This is a genomic window from Streptomyces sp. KMM 9044, from assembly GCF_024701375.2.
Taxonomy (GTDB): Bacteria; Actinomycetota; Actinomycetes; order Streptomycetales; family Streptomycetaceae; genus Streptomyces.
Genome location: NZ_CP113910.1, coordinates 6,282,435 through 6,305,049 on the forward strand (window position 1 = coordinate 6,282,435; position 22,615 = coordinate 6,305,049).

At 70.4% G+C, this 22,615-nt stretch carries 21 protein-coding genes, 7 tRNA genes and 2 pseudogenes; 21 read left to right on the top strand and 9 right to left on the bottom strand.

Annotation, left to right across the window (positions count from 1 at the left end; genetic code table 11):
- Nucleotides 1-28 precede the first annotated feature (28 nt).
- From HUV60_RS28340 to HUV60_RS28350, 3 genes are all read left to right on the top strand, one after another.
- Nucleotides 29-238 (top strand): hypothetical protein, encoded by a 210-nt coding sequence (locus tag HUV60_RS28340; protein WP_257850016.1) that lies wholly within the window; start codon nt 29-31, stop codon nt 236-238.
- Nucleotides 239-625: 387 nt separating this feature from the next.
- Entirely contained in the window at nt 626-1,570 is a 945-nt protein-coding gene (locus HUV60_RS28345) for a phosphotransferase family protein (protein WP_257850017.1), read from the top strand.
- 80 nt (nt 1,571-1,650) lie between these two features.
- On the top strand, nt 1,651-1,944 hold the full coding sequence (locus tag HUV60_RS28350) for a TFIIB-type zinc ribbon-containing protein (protein ID WP_257850018.1): 294 nt from the start codon (nt 1,651-1,653) through the stop codon (nt 1,942-1,944).
- A gap of 59 nt (nt 1,945-2,003) precedes the next feature.
- On the opposite strand, the gene HUV60_RS28355 is transcribed toward HUV60_RS28350, so the two are convergent.
- From HUV60_RS28355 to HUV60_RS28375, 5 genes are all read right to left on the bottom strand, one after another.
- Nucleotides 2,004-2,075: transfer RNA gene (locus HUV60_RS28355), tRNA-Val, on the bottom strand.
- 42 nt (nt 2,076-2,117) lie between these two features.
- Nucleotides 2,118-2,189 (bottom strand) — tRNA-Val (locus HUV60_RS28360).
- Between the two features lie 19 nt (nt 2,190-2,208).
- Nucleotides 2,209-2,280, bottom strand: a tRNA-Val gene (locus HUV60_RS28365).
- 1 nt (nt 2,281) lies between these two features.
- Nucleotides 2,282-2,355 (bottom strand) — tRNA-Cys (locus HUV60_RS28370).
- A gap of 36 nt (nt 2,356-2,391) precedes the next feature.
- A tRNA-Gly gene (locus HUV60_RS28375) sits at nt 2,392-2,464 on the bottom strand.
- 155 nt (nt 2,465-2,619) lie between these two features.
- On the opposite strand from HUV60_RS28375, the gene HUV60_RS28380 reads away from it, so the two are divergent.
- The 3 genes from HUV60_RS28380 to HUV60_RS28390 all read left to right on the top strand — a co-directional run bounded on the left by HUV60_RS28380 (nt 2,620) and on the right by HUV60_RS28390 (nt 5,418).
- The gene (locus HUV60_RS28380; protein ID WP_257850019.1) at nt 2,620-3,672 is read left to right on the top strand and encodes a chorismate-binding protein; all 1,053 of its coding nucleotides are present in this window, start codon (nt 2,620-2,622) and stop codon (nt 3,670-3,672) included.
- Nucleotides 3,669-4,490 carry an aminotransferase class IV gene (locus HUV60_RS28385; protein ID WP_257850020.1) on the top strand — a complete coding sequence of 274 codons (822 nt, stop codon included), beginning with the start codon at nt 3,669-3,671 and terminating at the stop codon, nt 4,488-4,490. The genes HUV60_RS28380 and HUV60_RS28385 overlap by 4 nt, the downstream gene beginning before the upstream one ends.
- A 70-nt stretch (nt 4,491-4,560) precedes the next feature.
- Nucleotides 4,561-5,418, top strand: coding sequence for a GNAT family N-acetyltransferase (locus tag HUV60_RS28390; RefSeq protein ID WP_257850021.1), 858 nt, complete (start codon nt 4,561-4,563; stop codon nt 5,416-5,418).
- A 23-nt stretch (nt 5,419-5,441) separates the two neighbouring features.
- Here HUV60_RS28390 and HUV60_RS28395 read toward each other — a convergent pair whose 3' ends face one another.
- The gene (locus tag HUV60_RS28395) at nt 5,442-5,966 is read right to left on the bottom strand and encodes a DsbA family protein (protein ID WP_257850022.1); all 525 of its coding nucleotides are present in this window, start codon (nt 5,964-5,966) and stop codon (nt 5,442-5,444) included.
- 306 nt (nt 5,967-6,272) lie between these two features.
- On the opposite strand from HUV60_RS28395, the gene HUV60_RS28400 reads away from it, so the two are divergent.
- A complete protein-coding gene (locus HUV60_RS28400; protein ID WP_257850023.1) occupies nt 6,273-6,764 on the top strand; it encodes a hypothetical protein in 492 nt (163 codons plus the stop codon).
- Between the two features lie 189 nt (nt 6,765-6,953).
- Nucleotides 6,954-7,127, top strand: coding sequence for a hypothetical protein (locus tag HUV60_RS28405; RefSeq protein WP_257850312.1), 174 nt, complete (start codon nt 6,954-6,956; stop codon nt 7,125-7,127).
- Nucleotides 7,128-7,216: 89 nt separating this feature from the next.
- Here the strand turns inward: HUV60_RS28405 and HUV60_RS28410 are convergent, their stop codons facing one another.
- Together HUV60_RS28410 and HUV60_RS28415 are read right to left on the bottom strand one after the other, a co-directional pair.
- On the bottom strand, nt 7,217-7,777 hold the full coding sequence (locus HUV60_RS28410) for a CGNR zinc finger domain-containing protein (RefSeq protein ID WP_257850024.1): 561 nt from the start codon (nt 7,775-7,777) through the stop codon (nt 7,217-7,219).
- A gap of 281 nt (nt 7,778-8,058) precedes the next feature.
- Nucleotides 8,059-8,472, bottom strand: a complete 414-nt coding sequence (locus HUV60_RS28415) for an SsgA family sporulation/cell division regulator (RefSeq protein WP_257850025.1) — start codon at nt 8,470-8,472, stop codon at nt 8,059-8,061.
- 191 nt (nt 8,473-8,663) lie between these two features.
- Between HUV60_RS28415 and HUV60_RS28420 the strand changes: the two genes are divergently transcribed.
- From HUV60_RS28420 to HUV60_RS28460, 9 genes are all read left to right on the top strand, one after another.
- Nucleotides 8,664-9,125: a TIGR02611 family protein gene (locus HUV60_RS28420; protein WP_257850026.1), complete on the top strand. Its 462-nt coding sequence runs from the start codon at nt 8,664-8,666 to the stop codon at nt 9,123-9,125.
- 78 nt (nt 9,126-9,203) lie between these two features.
- Nucleotides 9,204-9,275 (top strand) — tRNA-Val (locus HUV60_RS28425).
- Nucleotides 9,276-9,698: 423 nt separating this feature from the next.
- On the top strand, nt 9,699-11,012 hold the full coding sequence (locus tag HUV60_RS28430; protein WP_257850027.1) for an ABC transporter substrate-binding protein: 1,314 nt from the start codon (nt 9,699-9,701) through the stop codon (nt 11,010-11,012).
- A complete protein-coding gene (locus tag HUV60_RS28435; protein ID WP_257850028.1) occupies nt 11,012-12,013 on the top strand; it encodes a carbohydrate ABC transporter permease in 1,002 nt (333 codons plus the stop codon). Before HUV60_RS28430 ends, HUV60_RS28435 begins: the two co-directional genes overlap by 1 nt.
- Complete coding sequence (locus HUV60_RS28440) at nt 12,010-12,942, top strand: carbohydrate ABC transporter permease (RefSeq protein WP_257850029.1); 933 nt, start codon at nt 12,010-12,012, stop codon at nt 12,940-12,942. The genes HUV60_RS28435 and HUV60_RS28440 overlap by 4 nt, the downstream gene beginning before the upstream one ends.
- 12 nt (nt 12,943-12,954) lie before the next feature.
- Nucleotides 12,955-13,575, top strand: a complete 621-nt coding sequence (locus HUV60_RS28445; RefSeq protein ID WP_257850030.1) for a hypothetical protein — start codon at nt 12,955-12,957, stop codon at nt 13,573-13,575.
- A 99-nt stretch (nt 13,576-13,674) separates the two neighbouring features.
- A complete protein-coding gene (locus tag HUV60_RS28450; protein WP_257850031.1) occupies nt 13,675-16,410 on the top strand; it encodes an exo-rhamnogalacturonan lyase family protein in 2,736 nt (911 codons plus the stop codon).
- A gap of 60 nt (nt 16,411-16,470) precedes the next feature.
- Nucleotides 16,471-16,920 carry an SRPBCC family protein gene (locus HUV60_RS28455; RefSeq protein WP_257850032.1) on the top strand — a complete coding sequence of 150 codons (450 nt, stop codon included), beginning with the start codon at nt 16,471-16,473 and terminating at the stop codon, nt 16,918-16,920.
- 39 nt (nt 16,921-16,959) lie between these two features.
- Nucleotides 16,960-17,031, top strand: a tRNA-Val gene (locus HUV60_RS28460).
- 91 nt (nt 17,032-17,122) lie between these two features.
- Here the strand turns inward: HUV60_RS28460 and HUV60_RS28465 are convergent.
- Nucleotides 17,123-17,865: pseudogene (locus HUV60_RS28465) on the bottom strand (exonuclease domain-containing protein).
- 168 nt (nt 17,866-18,033) lie between these two features.
- On the opposite strand from HUV60_RS28465, the gene HUV60_RS28470 reads away from it, so the two are divergent.
- The 4 genes and pseudogenes from HUV60_RS28470 (at nt 18,034) to HUV60_RS28485 (ending at nt 22,602) form a co-directional block, all read left to right on the top strand.
- Nucleotides 18,034-18,600 (top strand): DUF4365 domain-containing protein, encoded by a 567-nt coding sequence (locus HUV60_RS28470; protein WP_257850033.1) that lies wholly within the window; start codon nt 18,034-18,036, stop codon nt 18,598-18,600.
- A pseudogene (locus tag HUV60_RS28475) lies at nt 18,597-19,809 on the top strand (hypothetical protein). Before HUV60_RS28470 ends, HUV60_RS28475 begins: the two are co-directional and overlap by 4 nt.
- Nucleotides 19,810-19,929: 120 nt before the next feature.
- Nucleotides 19,930-21,906, top strand: a complete 1,977-nt coding sequence (gene thrS / locus HUV60_RS28480; protein WP_257850034.1) for a threonine--tRNA ligase — start codon at nt 19,930-19,932, stop codon at nt 21,904-21,906.
- A 150-nt stretch (nt 21,907-22,056) separates the two neighbouring features.
- Nucleotides 22,057-22,602 carry an HIT family protein gene (locus tag HUV60_RS28485; protein ID WP_257850035.1) on the top strand — a complete coding sequence of 182 codons (546 nt, stop codon included), beginning with the start codon at nt 22,057-22,059 and terminating at the stop codon, nt 22,600-22,602.
- The last annotated feature ends 13 nt before the right edge of the window (nt 22,603-22,615 follow it).

Sequence of the window (22,615 nt, forward strand, 5' to 3'; positions counted from 1 at the left end):
ACAACAAGAAACGGCCAGGAGAGGGGTCATGGCCCACACGGCATCGCGGACGGTCGTCCGCACACGGGCACACAAGGCGGGCGCCGCCATGTTCCGCCCGAGCCGCGAGGGCCGTCGCCACCCCGTGGTGGCGACACTCATGGCTCTTCCCCTGGCGGTCCTGCTCCTCCTCGTTTTCGACGGGTGGGAGACCGTGGCCATACAGGCGTCGTCCGTGGGAGAGATGCTGGGGCGCTGAGCGGCGACCCCAGGCCCGGAAGAGCGGTCCGGGCGGGGACATCCACCCATGAAACCCCGTGGGGACGGGGGTGCGGCGGACGGCAGGAATGCCGGCGCAGCTGGGGAGCTGCGCCGGCATCTTTCCGTGCCTGAACCGGCGCGCGCTTTCGCGGGGGTGGTTGCACGCTGTGGGGATTCCCCCATGAGTGGGGGATTTCCAATGAGTGGTTGCGGGTACCTACCGACGTGTTGCGGCCGGCGGTGTCCGTGAGTGCTGCCGGGTCGGCAGCCGCCACCGCCCATCGGTGCACCGTCACTGCGGGCAGTCGTGCCTTTCCCCGCGTGATTGGCCAACACCGGTCACGCTCCCGCGTACCCTCTCCCCAGGCCGCACCCAGGGAGCCCCGTGACAGCCGCCACCCTCCTTCCCGAACTCACCGCCCGGGCCGAAGACGTCGCCCACACCCGTACCCCCACCTGCCCCTGCGGAGCGAGCGGCACCCTCGCCGACCGCCCCGACGGCACCGTCGTCCGGCACGCGGACACCGTCGCGAAGGCCCACGCACCGGACGCCGACGCCGCCGGGCTGACCCGGCGCCTCGCCCTCGCCTCCCACCTCCCGGACGTGTTCCTGCCCCCGCTCGGTCCGGCACCTGCCGACCTGCACGGCAGGCTCGTGACCTTCTGGCCGTACGGCGTCCCGGTCGACCCGGACGACCCGGACGCAGCCCCCTGGGAAGCCGTCGGCACCCTGCTCGCCCTGCTGCACCGCGCACCCGTCCCCGAGTCTGCGCCGGTCATGCGCGGCCCCCTCAAGGCGGCCCGTGCCGTCGCCGGGCTCCGCGCGGTCGGCGCACACCCGGCCGTGGCCCCCGTACGGGCCGCCTGGGCGACCCTGCCCGGCTGGGCGCGCGCCGAGGCGCCCATGCCGCAGCCGGCCACCCTGTGCCACGGCGACCTCCACCTCGGTCAGCTCGTACGGGTATCTGGAGCGCGGGTACCCGAGTCCTGGCGGCTGATCGACGTCGACGACCTGGGGGCGGGCGACCCGGCCTGGGACCTCGGGCGTCCCGCCGCCTGGTTCGCCTGCGGACTGCTGGAGCCGCAGGAGTGGGGGCGGTTCCTCGACGCCTACCGGGCCGCCGGCGGGCCCGCACTCGACGCCGCCGACGACCCCTGGGCCGTCCTGGAGGTCCCGGCCCGCGCCCTCACCGTGCAGACCGCCGCGCGGACGGTCACCAAGGCGGTTGCGGACGGGCGGCCCCTGGACGAGGTGGACCACGCCCTGGTCGACTCCTGCCGACGAATAGCCGCGGTCCCGGCCGAATTGGCGCACGAATCGCCGAAGTAGGGTGCAACCGAGCCCAGTGGGACAGAGTCTGTCCTGGAGATATCCGAAGCAGGTCTGACAGGCGAGGAGTTGTACCGATCATGCAGTGTCCGAAGTGTCGTGCGCCGATGCACACCTACAACCGCAACGGTGTCCAGATCGAACAGTGCAGCGGCTGCCGGGGGATCTTCCTCGACTATGGCGAGCTGGAGTCGCTGACCCGGCTGGAGTCGCAGTGGTCCCAGCAGGCCGCGCCGCCGCCTCCCGCGGCCCCGCAGGCGTACCCGGCGGCGCCCCAGCCCGCGTGGGGCGCCCCGCACGGCGGTCACCACGGGGGCCACCACCACGGACACCACCGGAACAAGGGCTTCGGCCGCATGCTCTTCTCGTCCTGAGCGGGCCCCGACACGACGGAACCCCCGGCCGCCTGAGCGGCCGGGGGTTCCGGGCGATGTGGACGATACTGGGATTGAACCAGTGACCTCTTCCGTGTCAGGGAAGCGCTCTCCCGCTGAGCTAATCGTCCTCCGGCCACGATCACTCCGAGGAGCGGATCGTGGGTGATGCGTGCGCGATACTGGGATTGAACCAGTGACCTCTTCCGTGTCAGGGAAGCGCTCTCCCGCTGAGCTAATCGCGCGGAGGATCCGAAGATCCAGTGGACGATACTGGGATTGAACCAGTGACCTCTTCCGTGTCAGGGAAGCGCTCTCCCGCTGAGCTAATCGTCCATGGAGGTGGAGACGGGATTTGAACCCGTGTAGACGGCTTTGCAGGCCGTTGCCTCGCCTCTCGGCCACTCCACCAGGAGCGCGAGGGCCCGGGAGGCCCCCGATCCTTCGAGCGGACGACGAGGTTCGAACTCGCGACCTCAACCTTGGCAAGGTTGCGCTCTACCAACTGAGCTACGTCCGCCTGTCGCTCCGGCCCGCTTGTGCGTTCCGGCGACGTGGTGAACTCTAGCGGATTCCGGGGCCAGCACAAAAACCCGTTTGTGCAGCGTGCTGCGCTGCGCCTGCTCACGGACACGGCCGGGCCACTCCGACGACCCCCGCCATAGACTCGACGGCGTGCTCGATCTGACACCTCTCGCCCGCTTCGGCAGCCGCGTCGCCACCGGCCTCCTCGACGTCACCGATGACCCGGCCGCCCTGGAGTCGCACGGTTTCTGGGCCGTCTGCGCGGACTTCGAGGGCCGTCTGACCTGTGCGCGCTTCCGCGACGTACGCGAGCAGCAGGTGCCCGCGCCGGTTCCGGGCCGCTGGCGCGGACCGGCCGCCGGTGCCTGGACGTCCTCCCTGGACCACGCCGCGTACGTGGCCGGCGTGCGGCGCGTCCGCGAGCACATAGCCGCCGGCGAGGTGTACCAGGCCAACCTCTGCCGTGTACTCTCCGCCCCCGTCCCGGCCGACGCCGACGTGGACGCCCTGACCGCCCTGTTGGCCCGCGGTAATCCGGCACCGTACGCAGGAACGATTCGCCTGCCGGGGCACGGTGTGGAGATCGCCACCGCGTCGCCCGAGCTCTTCCTGAGCCGTGCGGGGCGTGTCGTGGAGTCCGGGCCGATCAAGGGAACCGGACGTACCGAGGCCGACCTTCTCGGGAAGGACCACGCCGAGAACGTGATGATCGTCGACCTGGTCCGCAACGACCTCGGCCAGGTCTGCGCCACCGGCAGCGTCACCGTGCCCGACCTGTGCGCCGTCGAGAAGCATCCGGGGCTGGTGCACCTGGTGTCGACGGTGCGGGGCGAACTGCGCCCGGGGGCCGGCTGGCCCGAGGTGTTCGCCGCCGCCTTCCCGCCCGGCTCCGTCGCCGGCGCGCCCAAGCCGAGCGCCCTGCGCATCATCGACGCCCTGGAGCCGGTGCCCCGGGGCCCGTACTGCGGGGGCATCGGCTGGGTCGACGCCGACCGGGGCACCGCCGGCCTCGCGGTGGGCATCCGTACCTTCTGGATCGACCGGGAGCCGGACGGCGGCGTGCGGCTCCGGTTCGGCACCGGCGCCGGCATCACCTGGGGCTCCGACCCGGAGGGGGAGTGGCGGGAGACCGAGCTGAAGGCGTCCCGGCTGCTCGCGGTAGCGTCGGGCAGGTACGAGGTGAGTGAAGGGACCCTGGGGTGAAGATCTGGCTCGACGGCGGACTGCAGGACACCGAGTCCGCCCACGTCTCCGTCTTCGACCACGGACTGACCGTGGGCGACGGCATCTTCGAGACGGTGAAGGCCGTGCACGGCAGGCCGTTCGCGCTGACCCGGCATCTCGACCGGCTGGCCCGCTCGGCCCGGGGCCTCGGCCTGCCCGAACCCGACCTCGACGAGGTCCGCCGCGCCTGCGCGGCCGTTCTCGAGGCCAACCCGATGCCGCTCGGCCGGCTGCGCATCACCTTCACCGGCGGTCACGGACCCCTCGGTTCCGACCGGGGCGAGCACGGCCCGACCCTCGTCGTCGCCCTGGGCGGCACCACCCGCCGCCCCGACTCCACCGCCGTGATCACCGTCCCGTGGACCCGTAACGAACGCGGCGCGCTCACCGGACTGAAGACCACCTCCTACGCCGAGAACGTCGTCGCCCTCGCCCGCGCCCGCGAACAGGGCGCCTCCGAGGCGCTGTTCGGCAACACCGTCGGCCGGCTCTGCGAGGGCACGGGGTCCAACGTCTTCGTCGTCCTGGACGGCAAGATCCACACCCCGCCGGTCGCCTCCGGCTGCCTCGCGGGCATCACCCGGGCGCTGGCCGTCGAGTGGACCGGTGCCGCCGAGACCGATCTGCCGATGGACGTCCTCCAGCGGGCCGACGAGATCTTCCTCACCTCCACCCTGCGCGACGTGCAGGCCGTGCAGCGCGTCGACGACCGTGAACTGCCCGGTGCCCCGGGCCCGGTGACGGCCAAGGCCATGCGGATCTTCGACGAGCACGCGGCGACCGGCCTCGACCCGTGACAAGGCCGGGGGTGGGACCGGTGCATGACATGCGGCTGATCCGAGCGGTCGCGTGGGTAGAACACCCATGATGACCACGACCCTGCGGCCGGCCGAGCCGCTCCAGCAGAATCCCGACGGCACGCGCTCCCGCCGCTACCAGGTGTGCGTCAACAGCCGCCCCGTCGGACGCGTACACATCGGTACGCATCCCGTCTTCGGCGACGCCGTGGCCCGGATCATGAGCCTGTGGATCGAGGAGCCGGACCGCAGGCGCGGCCGGGGCACGGTGGCCGCGCTCGCCGCCGAGGAGATCGCGTGCGGCTGGGGCTGCCGCCGCATCGAGGCGAGGGTCCCCGCCGAAGGGGAGGGGACGGGGACGGCTGGGGCCGCCCCCGCCGGGCCCGCGTTGCGCCTCACCACGGCGCTCGGCTACGTCGTGCGCAACTGCACCATGGAGAAGGCGCTGGGGGACGCTTTGCCCGCTCTGCCGGAGGGCAGCCGCGGACGGCCGATGACCGACGCCGAGTACGGTCCGTGGTCGGCCACGAGTGAGGCGGAGTACGCGCGAAGCTGGACCGAGCGCGGTGTGCCGGAGGCCGAGGCGCGGGTCAAGGCGGCCAAGGACCGCGCGGCCCTGCTGCCCGACGGGCGGGATTCGGAGAGCATGATCCTCAGCGTCCTCGAACACGAGGGCACCCCCGTGGGCACGCTGTGGCTCTCGGTACGCGCGGAACAGGCCTTCGTGTTCGACGTCGAGGCCGATGCCGCGTACCGCGGCCGGGGGCACGGACGCTCCCTCATGCTGCTCGCCGAGGCGCAGGCGATCTCCGCGGGGAAGCGTGTCATCGGGCTCAACGTCTTCGCGGGCAACACCCCGGCGGAGCGGCTCTACGCCTCACTCGGCTACGGGACGACGCAGTACACGATGTACAAGCACCTGCTGTAAGGGCCGGGCGGCCGAGCCCCCGGTCAGCCCTCCTGCTCGGTGAGGAGCCGGTCCGCGATCTCCTCGACGCGCTCGCGCAGGCCCTGCTGGCTCTTGCCGCCGTCGAGACGCTCGCCGCCGATGACATAGGTCGGGGTGCCGGTCACCCCGATCGCCTTGCCCTCGGCCTGGTCGGCGTCCACGATCAGGATGTGCCGGCCGTCGACCAGCGCGGTGTCGAACTCCTCGGCGTCCAGACCGAGTTTCCGGGCGACCTCGACCAGGAGGGGTTCGCCCCCACGTTGCAGTTCCTCGGCCCGCCCCAGCACGGCCTCGGCATAGGTCCAGCCCTGTCCCTGCTCGGCCGCCTCCTCGAAGGCCTGTGCGGCGGCGAAGGCGTGCTTGTGCTTCTCCAGCGGGAAGTGCCGCAGGCGCAGCTCCAGACGGTCGCCGTACCGGGCGCGCAGGGCGTGGAGATCGTCGAGGGCGTCACGGCAGTCCGGGCACTGCAGCTCGCACCACACGTCGAGCACGGGGGTGGCGGTACGACCGAAAGGGGAGTCACTCATGACCGACAGTCTTCCAGCCCCGCCCCGCGGCACCCGACCGGACCCGGGGATTGCCGGGCTTGTGGGCCTGTCCCGGCGGTTCTTGTCGAAGAAACCGGCAACGCGGCTGGAGCCACTCCCGCCCGAGGAACTCGGGGGAGTGCGTGCCGGGGGCCCCGCGGGTCCGGCACGGCCCGCCGAAAGCCGCGGGGGAGCACACGGCATCGGCACCTGCGGAGGAGCCGACCCGGAGATGTCCCTGATCTACGGCTGGAGCATGGCCCGGCGGGGCCGGGAAGGTGCAGGATGGAAGGGACGAAGTGCCCGATGCCACCGAACCCCTGCCTGGAGGACCGGATGATTGCCGAGACCGTCTGCTCCGCCGTGTCCGTGGCAGGCCTGGGCATCGCGCTGATCACCGCCTACCGCAAGCGCTTCCTCACCGCGACCCGCATCGCCGCCTATGCGCTCGTTCCCATCGGCCTGGTGATGACCGGTGTGGTCGAGTGGCTGGCCGACACCGCCATCAGCCTCACGGCCTGGGCGGGCTTCGGCGTGCTGGGCCTGTCCTGGGTGCTGTTCATGACCACGCGCGCGGTGGAGCGTCGGCGCGTCGGCACCCGCCAGGAGCGGAAGGAACGCAAACAGCAGAGCCGTACGGCCGGCGCGTCCACGCGGCCCGGAGCAGTGGCACCCACGGCCTCGGCCCCCTCCCTGGGCCCCGGCTCCCGTCAGGCCGAGCCCCGGCCCGCGGCCTCACCCAAGGGTGACGACGACTTCAGCGACATCGAGGCGATCCTCAAGAAGCACGGCATATGAAGGTGGCGCGGACAGGCGCGTCGGCGCCGCACCGCAGGTGACGGGCGTGAAGCGGCAGCGGACGGAAACGGGCCGAAGCGTCACAGGCAATCCCGCGACGTGCGTAAACGATCACAACCCGGACCGTGACCGGCGCAAACGACGCGTGTGCGTTCAGTCCGTGAGTGGCGATCGCATCAGGTGCTCCCGATGCGTCATGATCGCCGCGAGATGCTGGACACTACACAGAGCGAGGCCGCGCCGCCGCAGGACGAGCCGCGCGGATGCCTCTTCGCCCTTTCCCAGCCACCGCTGATGATCTTCCTTGCGGTGATCGGGTGTCTGCTGCTCACGGCTGCCCTGCACGACCTGCTCTGGCTGTGAGCCGTACCCGCGGTACCCGACGCCACCCGTCGGGACCGCGTCGGCACGGCATCAGAAGGTCCTCCGCGGCTGCGCCCGGCATACGAGGCTCAGCCCGCCGCCTCCTTGCGGCGCGCCCGGTAGGCGGCGACGTGCAGGCGGTTGCCGCAGGTCCGGCTGTCGCAGTAGCGGCGTGAGCGGTTGCGGGAGAGGTCGACGAAGGCGTGCCGGCAGTCCGGGGCCTCGCAGCGCCGCAGCCGCTCCTGTTCACCGGCGACCACGAAGAACGCCAACGCCATCCCGCAGTCGGCCGCCAGGTGATCACTGACCGAGGCGCCGGGGGCGAAGTAGTGCACATGCCAGTCGTAGCCGTCGTGGTTGGTGAGCCGGGGCGTGGTGCCCGCGGCCGCGATCAGCTCGTTGATCAGTCTGGCGGCGCTGTGGGCGTCGGGAGCAGCGAAGACCGACGCGAACCGTCCGCGGATCCTGCGTACCGCCGAGAGGTCGAACTCCGTGAGGACCCCGACCTCGCTGACCTCGTGGCCGCGCACGAAGGCCTCGAGAGCCGGGACGTCCGGCAGTCCGTCCGGTGCCGAGCCGTCCTCCGGCGCGGAGTTCACCAGATCCACCACGGTGTCCAGCGCGCACCGGGTGTCGTGGGTGATCAGCACGATTCGCTCCCTGGCCTGACGGTCGGGCGGGCGCCCGCCGATGCTGGCCGATGGTAGTGGCTCACGCGAGCCGGTGAGCGCTCCTCGCCCGCACACGGCTTCGAAAGCTGCCGGGGAACGTCCGTCGGTTCGCCAGGGCCTCCCGCCGGGACGGCGTACAGTGCAACGACGCCGCCCGCGGTGCTCCGCGGCGTCGGCGCCGTTGCAAGCCGTCGTGCGGCTGTCAGGGCCCGAGCCGTCACCCCGAGTCAACGGCGCCGGGCAGTTGGGTGAACCCTCGCCTAGCTTTCCGCCAGAATGTGCGAGAGCTCCTGATCGAGATCGAAGTGCCGGTGCTCCGTACCGGGGGGCACGGCGGCGTCCGTACGCTTCAGGAAGGACTCCAGAGCCCGTGCCGGGGCCTCGAGCAGAGCCTCGCCCTCCGGAGAGCTCAGGGCGATGCAGACGACGCCCTGACCATGACTGCGCGACGGCCAGACGCGGACGTCGCCGGTGCCGGTGGGACGGTGAAGCCCTTCGGCGAGGAGGTCGCGGGCGAACACCCACTCGACGGTTTCCTCGGCTCCGGTGTGGAAGGTGGCGTGCACGGCGTAGGGGTCGGCCGTGGCGTACCGCAGGCCTGCAGGGACAGGCAGGGAGGACTCGCTCGACACAACGAGGCGCAGGTGCAGCTCGCAGCTGACCGTGGTGTTCATAAGCGCCAGGGCCTTTCGCTCAGTGTGCGCTCGGGGATTCGCACGTCGGCGAAATCGACATGCCACCTACGGTGCCGTTGTAAACCCCTCTGGGTGTTTTGCATGGATTTACGTAGCTCAACCGGCCGAGAGATCGTTCGCGAGCTGCGCCCGTTCCGGTGGCGTGACGGGCTCCGGTAGTGTTTGGCTGTATGAACACGGGGAGTGACACACCCGGCGAGGCGGCCATGACGGCGGATCGAGCGGGGACGGACAGGGCCGACCAGGCATCGGACGAGCGGGCGCTTGGCTCCAGGGCACCGGCTTTCGTGAAGGCCCGCCGCACCTTGCATCTGAGCTGGCAGGTGGGCGTCTTCGTCGTGGGGCTCGCGGTCGTGACGGCCGGTGCCGCCATGCTGGTGCTCCCCGGGCCGGGCTGGGTGGTGATCTTCGGTGGCATGGCGATCTGGGCGACCGAGTTCGTCTGGGCCCAGCTGGTGCTCCGGTGGACCAAGCGCAAGGTCACCGAGGCGGCGCAGCGCGCACTCGATCCCCGGGTGCGGCGCCGGAACATCATCCTGACCACCGCCGGGCTCGTCATCGCGGCCGCGATGGCCGGGGTCTACCTGTGGAAGTTCGGCCTCGAGATGCCCTGGAGGATCGAGAACCAGTGAGCCCCGGCGAAGGCGCGGCCACCGGGCCCCGCCCGTCAAGGGCACTCCCTGACATGGGGTAATGTTCTCCCTGCGTCCGGGCGATTAGCTCAGTGGGAGAGCGCTTCGTTCACACCGAAGAGGTCACTGGTTCGAACCCAGTATCGCCCACCGGATCACGCTGCGGCCCGGCTCACTGTCAGTGAGCCGGGCCGCAGCGTGTCTGTGTCCGTGTCCCCGGCCGGCGCGCGAGCGCGCGGTGGGCGCGTTCGTGCGACGCCCCCGTTCGCCCGCGCCGGCCCGGTGGCGGTGCGACCTCCTGCCTGCGTCGCCCTTCACTCAACCGTAACCTTCCGGGCCCCGTGTTCCAGTAGGTCCCGTGGTGTTCGGTCCGTCGGCCGGACCGCGTGGACCTGGGTGTTTGTGTCCGTGACGGCCGCAAGGGTGCGGGCCCTCGCGGACGGTGTCCGGCCGGTTCGCCCACCAATTCCTGTCCGAATCATTGACGCGCCCGTGGGTCCTCCGTACTTTGTGCCAGCAAGCGCTTACTTGAAACGATTCATGAGGCGGACGCGACGTCGTAGGGAGGCTCGTATGCAGCAGGGCGGGAATTCGGAGGGGCGGGTTGCGAGGCAGGCCGGGAGGCGTACGGTCCTCAAGGCGGCGGGGGCCTCGCTGGCCGTCGCGGGGCTGGGTGCCACGGCCACCGCATGCGGCGGCGGAAGCGGATCGGGCGACGGGACGGTGACGCTCCGTTATTCCTGGTGGGGTGCCGAGGACCGGGCCGAGCGCATCAACAAGACCATCGCGCTCTTCGAGAAGAAGCACCCGAAGATCAAGATCAAGACGGACTTCCAGCCGTACCCCGACTTCTGGAAGAAGTTCAATACGCAGGCTTCCGGGGGGAATCCGCCGGACGTTTTCCAGAATGCCATCGGATTCCTGCGTAAATACGACGCGAAGAACGTGCTGCTCGATCTCAGTGGGCAGGTGAAGGCCGGCAACCTCTCCATGGACGGATTCCGGGCCGGCCTGGAGAAGTTCGGCGAGGTGGACGGCAAGCTCCTCGGTGTGCCCGTGGGGTCGAACTCGCTGGCCCTGGTCATCGACAAGCCGGTCTACACCCGAGCCGGCGTCAAGCCCGAACAGGGTTGGACGTGGGACGACTTCGACGACGCGATGGTGAAGATCCGCGACAAGGCCGGGCGTGCCGGGGACAGCGGCATGTACGGCGTCATGTACCTCTACGACCTGTACCTGCGGCAGAACGGCAAGGCGTTCTTCACGGAGGACGGCCTGGGTTTCACCGAGGCGGATCTGACCCGGTGGTGGACCAAGGCCGAGAAGGGTGTCAGGACCGGCCTGCTCGCCGACCCGAAGAAGGTCGCCCAGATCAAGCCCAAGTCGGCGCTCTCCGCCGAACTCGCCGGCAGCGAGTTCACCTGGGACAACTTCACCGTCCGCTACACCTCCGAGGGCAAGAGCGAGTACGGCCTCGCACCCATCCCGACCACGGACGGCAAGAAGACCGGTCAGTACCTCGGCTCCCTGATGCTCAGCGCCTCCAAGCGCACCCAGCACCCCAAGGAGGTCGCCCAGTTCATCGACTTCATGGTGCACGACCCCGAGGTCGCCAAGATCATGGGCTACGACCGCGGTGTGCCCACGACGCAGGCGCAGTACGACGCGTACCAGCCGGCCGACCCGGTCAACAAGGCGATCGCCGCGTACGAGGAGTCCCTCGTCGAGGCGGGTGTCCTGGAACCGATCACCCCGCACCCGAACGGCGCCGACATCTGCGAGGCCGCGTTCCTGCGCATCGCGGAGGAACTCGGCCTGGGCAAGCGCTCCGTACAGGACGCGGTCAAGCAGTTCTTCACCGAGTCGAAGACGGCTCTCACCGGCTGATGGGAAGCGCCGTGACACACGCCCCTGTGACGGAGGGCCCCACCCGGGACTCCGAGCCGTGGCACGGTCCGGTGGAGTCCCCGCGCCCCGCCGCCCTCAAGCGGCGGGGCCGCCGGGAGAACCTGGCCGGCTACCTCTTCGTGTCCCCCTGGATCGCCGGGTTCCTGCTGCTGACGGCGGGCCCGATGGCCGCCTCGCTCTACTTCGCGTTCACCGACTACAACCTGTTCGACGCCCCCCGGTGGATAGGCCTCGGCAACTTCTCCGAGATGTTCGCCGACCCGCGCTGGCGCCACTCGGTGCAGGTCACGCTCTGGTACGTGGTCGTCGGTACGCCGATCAAGCTGATCGCGGCGCTCGGGGTGGCGCTGCTGCTGGCCCAGAAGCGGCGCGGACAGGCCTTTTACCGGGCCGCCTTCTACGCGCCGTCGCTGATCGGGGCGAGCGTCTCCGTCGCCATCGTGTGGAAGGCGATCTTCTCCGACGGCGCGATCGTCGACCGCACGCAGAAGATCTTCGGCGTCGAGGTCGGCGGCTGGACCGGTGACCCGGACCTGATTATCTACAGCCTGGTGGCGCTCACCGTCTGGCAGTTCGGCGCCCCCATGGTGATCTTCCTGGCCGGGCTGAAGCAGGTGCCGCGCGAGCTGTACGAGGCGGCGGACGTCGACGGGGCGGGCAAGCTGCGGCAGTTCTGGAACATCACCCTGCCGATGATCTCCCCGGTCCTCTTCTTCAACGTGCTGCTGGAGACCATCCACTCCTTCCAGATCTTCAGCTCGGCCTACATCGTCGGCGGCGGCGCCGGGGGCAACGCCTGCGGTCCCGCGGACGGAACCATGGTCTATACCTGTTATCTGTACGTCCAGGGCTTCGAGAACAGCCGGATGGGCCTGGCCTCCGCCATGGCGTGGATGCTGCTGGTCGCGGTCGCCCTGGTCACCGCGATGCTCTTCTGGTCCCAGAAGCGCTGGGTGCACTACGAGGAGGGCGGCCGATGAGCTCCCCCGGTCTTTCGGCTTCGCTTGGTCAGGAGACACCCCCGTCGGCCCCCGACGTCACACCGGCCCGGTCCACGAGGGCGGGTGCCTTCCGGCGCCGCCTGCCCGGTTCGCTCGCCTGGCACGTCGGATCACTCGCGATCCTCGCGGTGATCCTCTACCCGGTGGTCTGGGTCATCGGCGGGTCCTTCAAGAACAGCGAGGACATCGTCGGCAGCCTGGACCTCTTCCCGGCCGACCCGATCACCTCGAACTACACGAGCCTCGCCGACGGCATCGCGGACATCCCGATCTCCACGTTCTTCTTCAACTCGCTCTTCCTCGCGGTCGGTTCGGTGATCGGGATCGTGGTGTCCTGCTCGCTGACCGCCTACGCCTTCGCGAAGATCAGGTTCGCCGGCCGCAATCTGCTCTTCACGCTGATGATCGGTACCCTGCTGCTGCCGTACCACGTCCTGCTGATCCCGCAGTACGTGCTTTTCCGTAACATGGACATGATCAACACGTATACCCCGCTCCTGTTGGGGAAGTACCTGGCCACAGAAGCGTTCTTCGTCTTCCTGATGGTGCAGTTCATGCGCAACCTGCCCAGGGAACTCGACGAGGCGGCCCGGCTCGACGGCTGCGGTCACTTCCGCATCTACTGGTCGATCGTGCTCCCGCTGTGCCGGCCGGCCCTGATCACCAGCGCCATCTTCACCTTCATCAACGCCTGGAACGACTTCATGGGCCCGCTGATCTACCTCAATGAGCCCGGCAAATACACCGTTTCGCTCGGGCTGAAGATGTTCGTCGACCAGGAAGCACTGGCGAACTACGGCGGCATGATCGCCATGTCCCTGGTCGCGCTGCTGCCGGTGCTGGCCTTCTTCCTGGCCTTCCAGCGCTATCTCATCGACGGCATGGCCACGTCCGGCCTGAAGGGCTGAGGAGGACCGATCATGACGGAGGCGCACGCCGAGACCCGTGCCGCACGCCGCGAGGCCCGGGCCGCACGTGGCGAGTCACCGCTCGCCGGGAAGTTCGCCCTGTTCGCGGAGTGCCTGCTGACCGGGGTGTGGATCGCGCTGGCCTCGCTCCCGCTGGTCACCTACCCCGCCGCGTTCGCGGCCGGGTCGCGGCACCTCGGGCGGCAGCTCGCCCATGAGCGCGGCGGACTGCGGGAGTTCACGGCCGACTTCCGGTCGGCGCTGCGCGGCGGGTGGCTCGTCGGCCTCGCAGGATGGGCCGCCCTCACCGTGGTCCTGGTGGACGTACGGGTTGTACGGGCCGGGCTGCCGGGCGGTGCACTCGTGGGCGCCGTCGGCGTGCTCGCCCTCATCGCGGCGGTCGTCGCCGGACTGCGCGCGGCGGCTTCCTGGCGGCCCGGGGACTCCTGGTGGTCGCTGCTCGCCGAGGCCGGCCGCCGCACCGTGCTCGACCCGGCCGGATCCTTCCTGATCGTCGGCGGACTGGCCGTGGTGGTCTGCTCCGCCTGGTTCAGCGCGCCGCTCGCCCTTCCCGTCCTCGGAGCGGTCGCGGCGGCGGCCGTCGCCGTGGAGGAGCGCTACCGGCGCCGCTGACGGGCGGTGCCTTCCGCACCAGGGCCGACGCCCCGGCGCTGCGCCTTTGCCTGTCATGCCCTTGACATCAGCTTGCGTCCCGCACGGAAAGGAAAGGCCATGTCCCCCATCCCCCGCAGGTCCCTCCTGAAGGCAGCCACCGTCGCAGGCGCCGCCACCCAGTTCAGCTGGGCCCTCGGCAGCCGAGACGCCGACGCCGCGCCGAGAGCCGAGACCGCCGACGGCGACCCCGTGACCCTGGACTGGCTCGAGGACGGCGGCCTGGGTGCGGCGCCCGGATCCACCGTCGGCGTGCCCTGGCCCAGGGGCGCCCACCAGGGCGACCAGACCTTCGCACTGACCGACGCGGACGGCAGGGCCGTACCCGTACAGTCCTGGCCCCTCGCCCACTGGCCCGACGGCTCCCTGAAGTGGACCGCGCACGCGGTGGGTTCCGGCACCGGCAGGCTCACCCTGTCCACCGGCACCCCCGCGGCCCCCGAGAAGAAGATCACCGTCGACCAGCGCGGCGGCACCATCGGCATCTCCACCGGCGTCATCACCGCGAGGATCGCCAAGTCCGGCACCACCATCGTCAGGTCCGTCACCCGCGGCTCCACCGAGATCGCCCGAAACGGACGCCTCGTCCTGCTGCGCCAGCCCGAGTTCGAGGACGGCGACCAGACCACCGTCAGGACCGAGCGCTTCGACGGCGCCATCGACGACGTCACCGTCGAACAGGAGGGGCCGGTCCGCGCCGTCGTCCGTGTCGACGGCAAACACCGCAAGGGCCGACGCGGTTGGCTGCCCTTCTCCATCCGCCTCTACTTCTACGCGGGCGCCGACTCCTTCCGCATGGTGCACACCATCACCTACGACGGCACGCAGGAACCCGGCAAGGCGAGCGGCGACTTCATCCGCGGCATCGGTGTCCGTTTCACCGTGCCCCTGCGCGACGAGTCCTACGACCGCCACATCCGCATCGGCGGTGAGGGCACGGGACTGCTGCGCGAAGCCGTCAAGGGCATCACCGGACTGCGCCGGGACCCGGGCGCAGCCGTGCAGGCCGCCCAGTTCGCCGGCGAGAAGCTCCCCGACCCCGCCACCTGGGACCAGCGGGTCACCACCCGCCTGCAGTACATCCCCGAATGGGGCGACTACACCCTCTCCCAGCTCTCCGCCGACGGCTTCGCCCTGCGCAAGCGCACCAAGAAGGGGTACGGCTGGATCCCGGCCGGCGGCGGCCGGCGCGCCTCCGGCTTCGGTTACGTCGGCGGAGCCGGCGGCGGACTCTCCTTCGGTCTGCGCGACTTCTGGGAGAAGCACCCCGCCCAGCTCGACATCCGCGACGCCCACACCGACGCGGCCGAGATCACCCTCTGGCTCTGGTCACCAGAGGCGCAGCCCATGGACCTGCGCTTCTACCACCACGGCATGGGCCAGGACACCTTCCCCGAACAGCTCGAAGGCCTCAACATCACCTACGAGGACTACGAGCCCGGGTTCGGCACCCCCTACGGCATCGCCCGTACCTCCGAACTCCTCTTCTGGGCCAACGAGTCGACCCCGAGCGCCGAGAGGCTCGCGCAGCAGGTCGAGGCCGTCCGCGTCCTCCCGCAACTCGCCGCCCCGCCGGAACAACTCATCGACGCCAAGGTGTTCGGCCCCGGCCTGTTCTCCGCACCCGACCGCTCCACCCCGGCCAAGGCGAAGATCGAGGACCACCTCGACTTCCTCTTCACCTACTACAAGGACCAGGTGGAGATGCGCCGCTGGTACGGCTTCTGGGACTACGGCGACATCATGCACACCTACGACACCGCCCGGCACCAGTGGCGCTACGACGTCGGCGGCTACGCCTGGGACAACTCAGAACTCTCGCCGGACCTCTGGCTCTGGTACGCCTACCTGCGCTCCGGCCGCGCCGACATCTTCCGCTTCGCCGAGGCGATGACCCGGCACACCGGCGAGGTCGACGTCTACCACCTGGGCCAGTGGGCCGGCCTCGGCACCCGGCACGGCGTCCAGCACTGGGCCGACAGCGCCAAACAGCAGCGCATCGCCAACACCACCTACCGGCGCTACTACTACTTCCTCACCGCCGACGAACGCGTCGGCGACCTCATGCACGCCAACGTCGACTCCGACGAGACCTTCCTCGTCCTCGACCCCCTCCGCAAGATCCGCACCGAGCCGTACACCCCCGACCGGCACGCCCTGTCCATCGGCTTCGGCACCGACTGGAGCGGCCTGGTCTCGGCCTGGCTCACCGAATGGGAACGCCGGGGTCCGAAGTGGGAGAAGGCCAGGGCGCGCGTCCTGTCGACCATGGAGACCATCGCCGCCCAGCCCAACGGATTCGTCCAGGGCACCGGACTGTACGACCTGGACACCGGGAAGTTCGCGATCGCCGAGGAACCCGTGGTCGGTGTCTCCCATCTCTCGGCCGTCTTCGGCCTGAACGAACTGTGCGCCGAACTCATCGACCTGGTCGACATGCCGGCCTTCAACGAGGCGTACTACGACTACTGCCGCTACTTCAACGCGAGCAAGACGGAACAGGCGGCCCGCTACGGCTCGAACTTCGGCAGCCTGATCCTCTTCCAGGGCCATTCCCGCCTCGACGCCTACGCCGCCGTGCAGACCGGCGACGACCGGCTCGCCGACCGGGCCTGGGACAAGTTCTACAACTCCGACGGCTACAAGGAATCCGCCCCCTGGAAGACCGAGAAGGTGACCGGTCCCACCGCCCTGGTCGCCGGCAGCGAGGCCACCTGGGTGTCCACCAACGACACCGCGCTCTACGGCCTCGCCGCCATCGAGAACCTCGCCCTCCTGGGCGACCGGATGCCGTAGAAGGCGCTGAGAGGCCGTAGGGGACCGTACGCCCCGGGCGCGGGCGGGCAGACTCCCCCCGTGGACCGCAGCCATTACCGCTTCCGCAGTCTGTGGAGCCTGCCCGCGCCCGCCGGAGCGGTGTACCACGCCCTGGAGCGCATCGAGGACTATCCCCGCTGGTGGCCGCAGGTGCAGGAGGTCACCCGGCTCGACGCCACCGGCGGGGCCGTGCGGATCCGTTCCGTGCTGCCCTTCGACCTGAGGACGACCCTGCGCGAGACACGGCGCGATCCCGCGGCCGGAATACTCGAAGTACGCCTGTCCGGGGACCTCGACGGCTGGGCCCGCTGGACCGTCACCCCCGTGGGCCCCGCCGGCGCACTCGCCCGCTACGACCAGGAGGTCGACGTCCGCAAACCCCTCCTGCGCCGCCTCGCCGTGCCCGGACGACCCCTCTTCCGCGCGAACCACGCCCTGATGATGCGCTCCGGTCGGTGCGGCCTGGCCGCCCGCCTCCAAGCGGTTTGAACTGATCCCGTCCGGCCCTGTATCATTCACCGCGTTCCCGGGCGATTAGCTCAGTGGGAGAGCGCTTCGTTCACACCGAAGAGGTCACTGGTTCGAACCCAGTATCGCCCACCGGGAAAGCCGGTCCGCCCCAGGCGGACCGGCTTCTTCGCGTCGTGTCCTGTGGCACAGGCCCCGGCGTCACCTGCCCGGCGCGGTTCCCTCACGCCGCCGCCCGCAGGCTCGGGCGCAGGGGCCAGGCCGGATCGACCACCTCCGGGGTGCCGTTGCGGGCGAACCAGGCCCGGAGGCCCCGGGCCTGGCCCGCGTGCCACACCGCCTGCAGGGCGTGCAGCTCGCCGGGGGACAGGCCCTCCAGGCGGGACGCGGAGCGGCGGCCCACCGCACGGGTGACCTCCAGTGCCGCCGCCGCGTCGTGGGCGCCCCCCTCCAGGCCGACGCCGTAGTGCGCGCACAGGTCGGTGGGTGTGCGGCGGCCCTTGCGGTAGCGGTCCAGATGCTTGTCGAGGACCCGCGGATCCAGTACCAGCAGCGGCGCCCGCTCGAACCAGCGGCTCAGCGGCATCGCCCGATGCCGGCGCAACTCCCGCTCCAGCACGGTGAGATCGAGCGGCGCGTTCATCATCATCATCATCATCATCATCATCACCACCACCAGCGGCCGGCCCGCCCGCGCCTGCTCGGCCAGCTCCTGCGCCACCTCGTACATCACCGGTGCCGGCCAACGGCCGTGCAGCCCGAAACGATCATCCGTCAGCCTGTGCATCTCCGACGCCGTGGCGGGCACCGGCACCCCCGGATTCACCAGCCAGCGGCCGACCCGAGGCCGGGTGCCCGGCGCGTCCTGCACGACGACGGCGGCCGACAGATCCGGTCGGTCTCCACGTCCACCCCCGTCGTCTCCGTGTCGAAGGCGGCCAGCGGCCCCTCGCACCAGCACGTCATCCCCACCAACCCCTCGTTCACCATTGGCAGTCGACATCTCGTCGGCTGCCCGCTCCGGTGATACCCGGGCCGTTTGCGCCGTACGCCGGACGGAGACAACAGAACTACGGGTCTTCGCAGCTCAGCAGCCCGGTACGGGGACACACTTGTTCTGGAATGCTGTCGGCCGTGGCCATCGCGCAGCCCGAACGGGGCGGGCTCCTGCCCGAGTGCACAGCACCCCCTCGCGGCTCTCTCGCCACCACCGCCTGCATGGAGACCCTGCAGGTCGGCTATCTGCACGCCGTCGCCGTCGCGGCGGGCTGTTCACTGTCCCGGCCCTTTCCGGACAACGGCATCGACTGGCACGTCAGCCACAGCGCACCCGGGCACACCGTCGACGACGAGATCACCGTCAAGGTGCAGTTGAAGGCCACCCACCAGATCCCGCCCCGCCCGCCCGGCCCCTCCTTCTCCTTCACTCTCGACAACGCGCACCTGACGAAGCTCGCCCGCACCCCGGTCTCGGTGCACAAGACGCTCGTCGTCACGCTCGTCTCTCGCTCGCAGAACGACTGGCTGCGCGCCGGACACGACCGGCTCGACCTGAGGCGCTGCTGTTACTGGATCAACCTCGCCGGACAGCCGGTCACCGGACTGCGCCGCACCACCGTGCGCATTCCCACTGCACGCATCTTCGACGACCGGGCACTGCGCGAGATCATGGCCCGGGTCGGGACGGGAGGAACACCGTGACGCACCGCCCGACCGGAGAACGCCCGCACCCCACCGAAGACGCCCGGCACGGCCGGCCGCCGGAGACCGCCGGCATCGACCCCGCCGTCCTCGGTGCCCTGCTGCACCGGCACGGCTGGCAGCGGCGCGGCGGCGCCGCCGGACGCTACGGGCGCTGGACCACGCCCGGACCCGGCACCGGACCCGGCACCGGGACCAGCCTGCTGTTCCCAAAGGGCCGCGCCTTCCCCGACAGCGACGACCTGCTCGCCGAGGCGCTCGCCGCGCTGTCCCGCAGCGACACCCCGGCCGCCCGCGAGGTTCTCGTCTCCCTCGCCCTGCCCAGTGACGAGATCCGCTGGTGGCGCGACGCATCCGGCGGCCCCGGCGGCGCGACCGCCTGGGCCGCCGAGGAACACCTGCGGACCGCCGCCCGCCGGACGCTCCTCGCCGCCGCCCGCGCCACCCGCGCACGCGTCGGCCACCACGGCATCCGGCCCCGCCGACGGCGGCCACCGGCTCACCGCCTTCGCGCCCGTCACCACCGCCCGCCCCCTCGCCGTGCGCCTCCACCAGGCCCCGTACGCGGCCCGCGAGGCCATCGACTACCGGCGGGCCACCGGCGGCATGGAGGCCTTCGACGCAGCCGTCGAGTCGGGCGTCAGCCACGAGCTCACCGACGCCCTCGTCCCCCTCGTCCAGGGCGCACAGGGAGCCCGCGTCGCCGTCGCGTGGGCTCTTGCGGCCGGTGTACCCGACGGCTGCGCGACCTCGCCCGAACCCGTCGAGTTCTCCCCCGGCGACCTGACCGTCCTGCGTGAGGCGGGCACCCGCCTCCGGTGTGCGGAACCCTCCGTACCGGTCCGGATCGCCGGCGCCGTGGTCCGGATACGCAGGTCGGGACCGTGTGACGTGGGCACCGTACGGCTGCGGGTGCTCGCCGGCGCCGAACTCGGGTACGTACGCGGCACTCTCGACGAGGACGCCTACCGCGTCGCCGTCCACGCCCACCTGGTCGGACTGCCGGTGCGGGTGAGCGGCCGGCTGGAGAGCAGGGGTGGCTTCCGCCGGCTCACCGGGGTCGGCCGGGCGGCGCCGGTGCAGGTCGACGAGGCCGAGTGGGACCGGCTGATGAAGGCACTCCAGGAGAACGCGGAAACCGCAGCCCTCTTCGGCGAGGCCTGCGGCGCCGACGGCGACTGCCCCGACGAGGAGAGGGGCGGCGGCTGACCGGGGCGGAGACGGCGGCGGGCAATGATTTCGACCCGCACCGGTCCGGGTCGGTACGATCGCACCCGTGCGTGCGCTCAGGTATGGCGCCGCAGCCCAGCCTTCAGTCAGGAGAGACCGGTGTCAGACGTCCGTGTGATCATCCAACGCGATTCCGAGCGGGAAGAACGCGTGGTGGCGACGGGCACCACGGCCGCCGACCTCTTCGCCGGTGAGCGCTCGGTCGTCGCCGCGCGCGTGGCCGGTGAGCTCAAGGACCTCGCCCACGAGGTCGGGGACGGCGACACCGTCGAAGCCGTCGAGATCTCCTCCCCGGACGGTCTCGACATCCTGCGCCACTCCACCGCGCACGTCATGGCCCAGGCCGTGCAGGACCTGTTCCCCGAGGCCAAGCTGGGCATCGGTCCGCCGGTCAAGGACGGCTTCTACTACGACTTCGACGTGGAGAAGCCGTTCACGCCCGAGGATCTCAAGGCCATCGAGAAGCGCATGCAGGAGATCCAGAAGCGCGGCCAGCGCTTCTCGCGCCGCGTGGTGACCGACGACGCCGCCCGTGAGGAGCTCTCCGGCGAGCCGTACAAGCTCGAGCTGATCGGCCTCAAGGGCTCCGCGTCGCACGACGACGGCGCGGACGTCGAGGTCGGCGCGGGCGAGCTGACGATCTACGACAACCTCGACGCCAAGACCGGCGAGCTGTGCTGGCGGGATCTCTGCCGCGGCCCGCACCTGCCGACCACCCGGAACATCCCGGCGTTCAAGCTGATGCGTAACGCCGCCGCCTACTGGCGCGGCAGTGAGAAGAACCCGATGCTCCAGCGCATCTACGGCACCGCCTGGCCGACCAAGGACGAGCTGAAGGCGCACCTGGAGTTCCTCGCCGAGGCCGAGAAGCGCGACCACCGCAAGCTCGGCAGCGAGCTCGACCTGTTCTCCGTCCCGGAGCAGATCGGCTCCGGCCTCGCCGTCTTCCACCCCAAGGGCGGCATCATCCGCCGGGTCATGGAGGACTACTCGCGGCGCAAGCACGAGGAGGCCGGTTACGAGTTCGTCTACACCCCGCACGCGACGAAGGGGAAGCTCTTCGAGACCTCGGGCCACCTGGACTGGTACGCCGACGGCATGTACCCGCCCATGCAGCTCGACGAGGGCGTGGACTACTACCTCAAGCCCATGAACTGCCCGATGCACAACCTGATCTTCGACGCGCGCGGCCGGTCGTACCGTGAACTGCCCTTGAGGCTCTTTGAGTTCGGCACGGTCTACCGCTACGAGAAGTCGGGTGTCGTGCACGGTCTGACTCGCGCCCGCGGATTCACCCAGGACGACGCGCACATCTACTGCAGCCGCGAACAGATGGCGGACGAACTCGACAAGACGCTCACCTTCGTGCTCGGCCTGCTGCGCGACTACGGTCTGACCGACTTCTACCTGGAGCTGTCCACCAAGGATCCGGAGAAGTTCGTCGGCAGCGACGGGGCCTGGGAGGAGGCGACCGAGACGCTGCGCCAGGTTGCCGAGAAGCAGGGCCTGGAGCTTGTCGCGGACCCGGGGGGCGCGGCCTTCTACGGCCCGAAGATCTCCGTCCAGACCCGGGACGCGATCGGCCGCACCTGGCAGATGTCGACCATTCAGCTCGACTTCAATCTGCCGGAGCGCTTCAACCTGGAGTACACGGCCGCGGACGGTTCCAAGACCCGCCCGGTCATGATCCACCGCGCGCTGTTCGGCTCCATCGAGCGGTTCTTCGCGGTGCTCCTCGAGCACTATGCGGGCGCCTTCCCGGTGTGGCTGGCGCCGGTGCAGGCGGTGGGTATCCCGGTGGGCGACGCCCACGTGGAGTACCTGGAGAGGTTCGCCGCGGACGCGAAGAAGCAGGGCCTGCGGGTCGAGGTGGACTCCTCCTCGGACCGCATGCAGAAGAAGATCAGAAACGCCCAGAAGCAGAAGGTGCCGTTCATGGTGATCGTCGGCGACGACGACATGAACGCAGGCACGGTCTCGTTCCGCTATCGCGACGGGTCGCAGAAGAACGGCATTCCCCGTGACGAAGCGATCGCCGAGATCGTTGACGTGGGGGAGCGTCGGGTTCAGGTCTGATGTGATCGCCGCCGGCGCGGGGATGGCCCGTCGTAGCCCTCGTCCTCGTGACGTCGGCGCGAGCGCTCCCCGCGCAGGCGGGGAGCGGCCCTCGGGGGGACCCCCGGCGGCCTTTGCCGCACCCCCACAGTGACGCCATATGCTGCACGCATGACGAGTGAGCCGGAGCAGCAGATCGGAGTGGGCACGCAGGACGCGTTCCAGCGTCTGTGGACGCCCCACCGGATGGCCTACATCCAGGGCGAGAACAAGCCGAGCGGCCCGGGCGCCGACGACGGCTGTCCCTTCTGCTCCATTCCGGCCAAGTCCGACGAGGACGGGCTGATCATCCAGCGCGGCGAGCTGGTCTACGCGGTGCTCAATCTCTACCCCTACACCGGTGGTCACTGCATGGTGGTGCCGTACCGCCACGTCGCCGACTACACGGATCTGACGGCGGCGGAGACGGCGGAGCTCGCCGGGTTCACCAAGCACGCGATGAGCGCTCTGCGCACCGCCTCCGGTGCGCACGGCTTCAACATCGGCATGAACCAGGGCGCGGTCGCGGGTGCCGGTATCGCCGCGCACCTGCATCAGCACGTCGTACCCCGCTGGGGCGGCGACACCAATTTCATGCCCGTGGTGGGCCACACGAAGGTCCTGCCGCAACTGCTGGGTGACACCCGCAAGATGCTGGCGGAGGCCTGGCCTTCCTGAGCCGCGGCGGGGT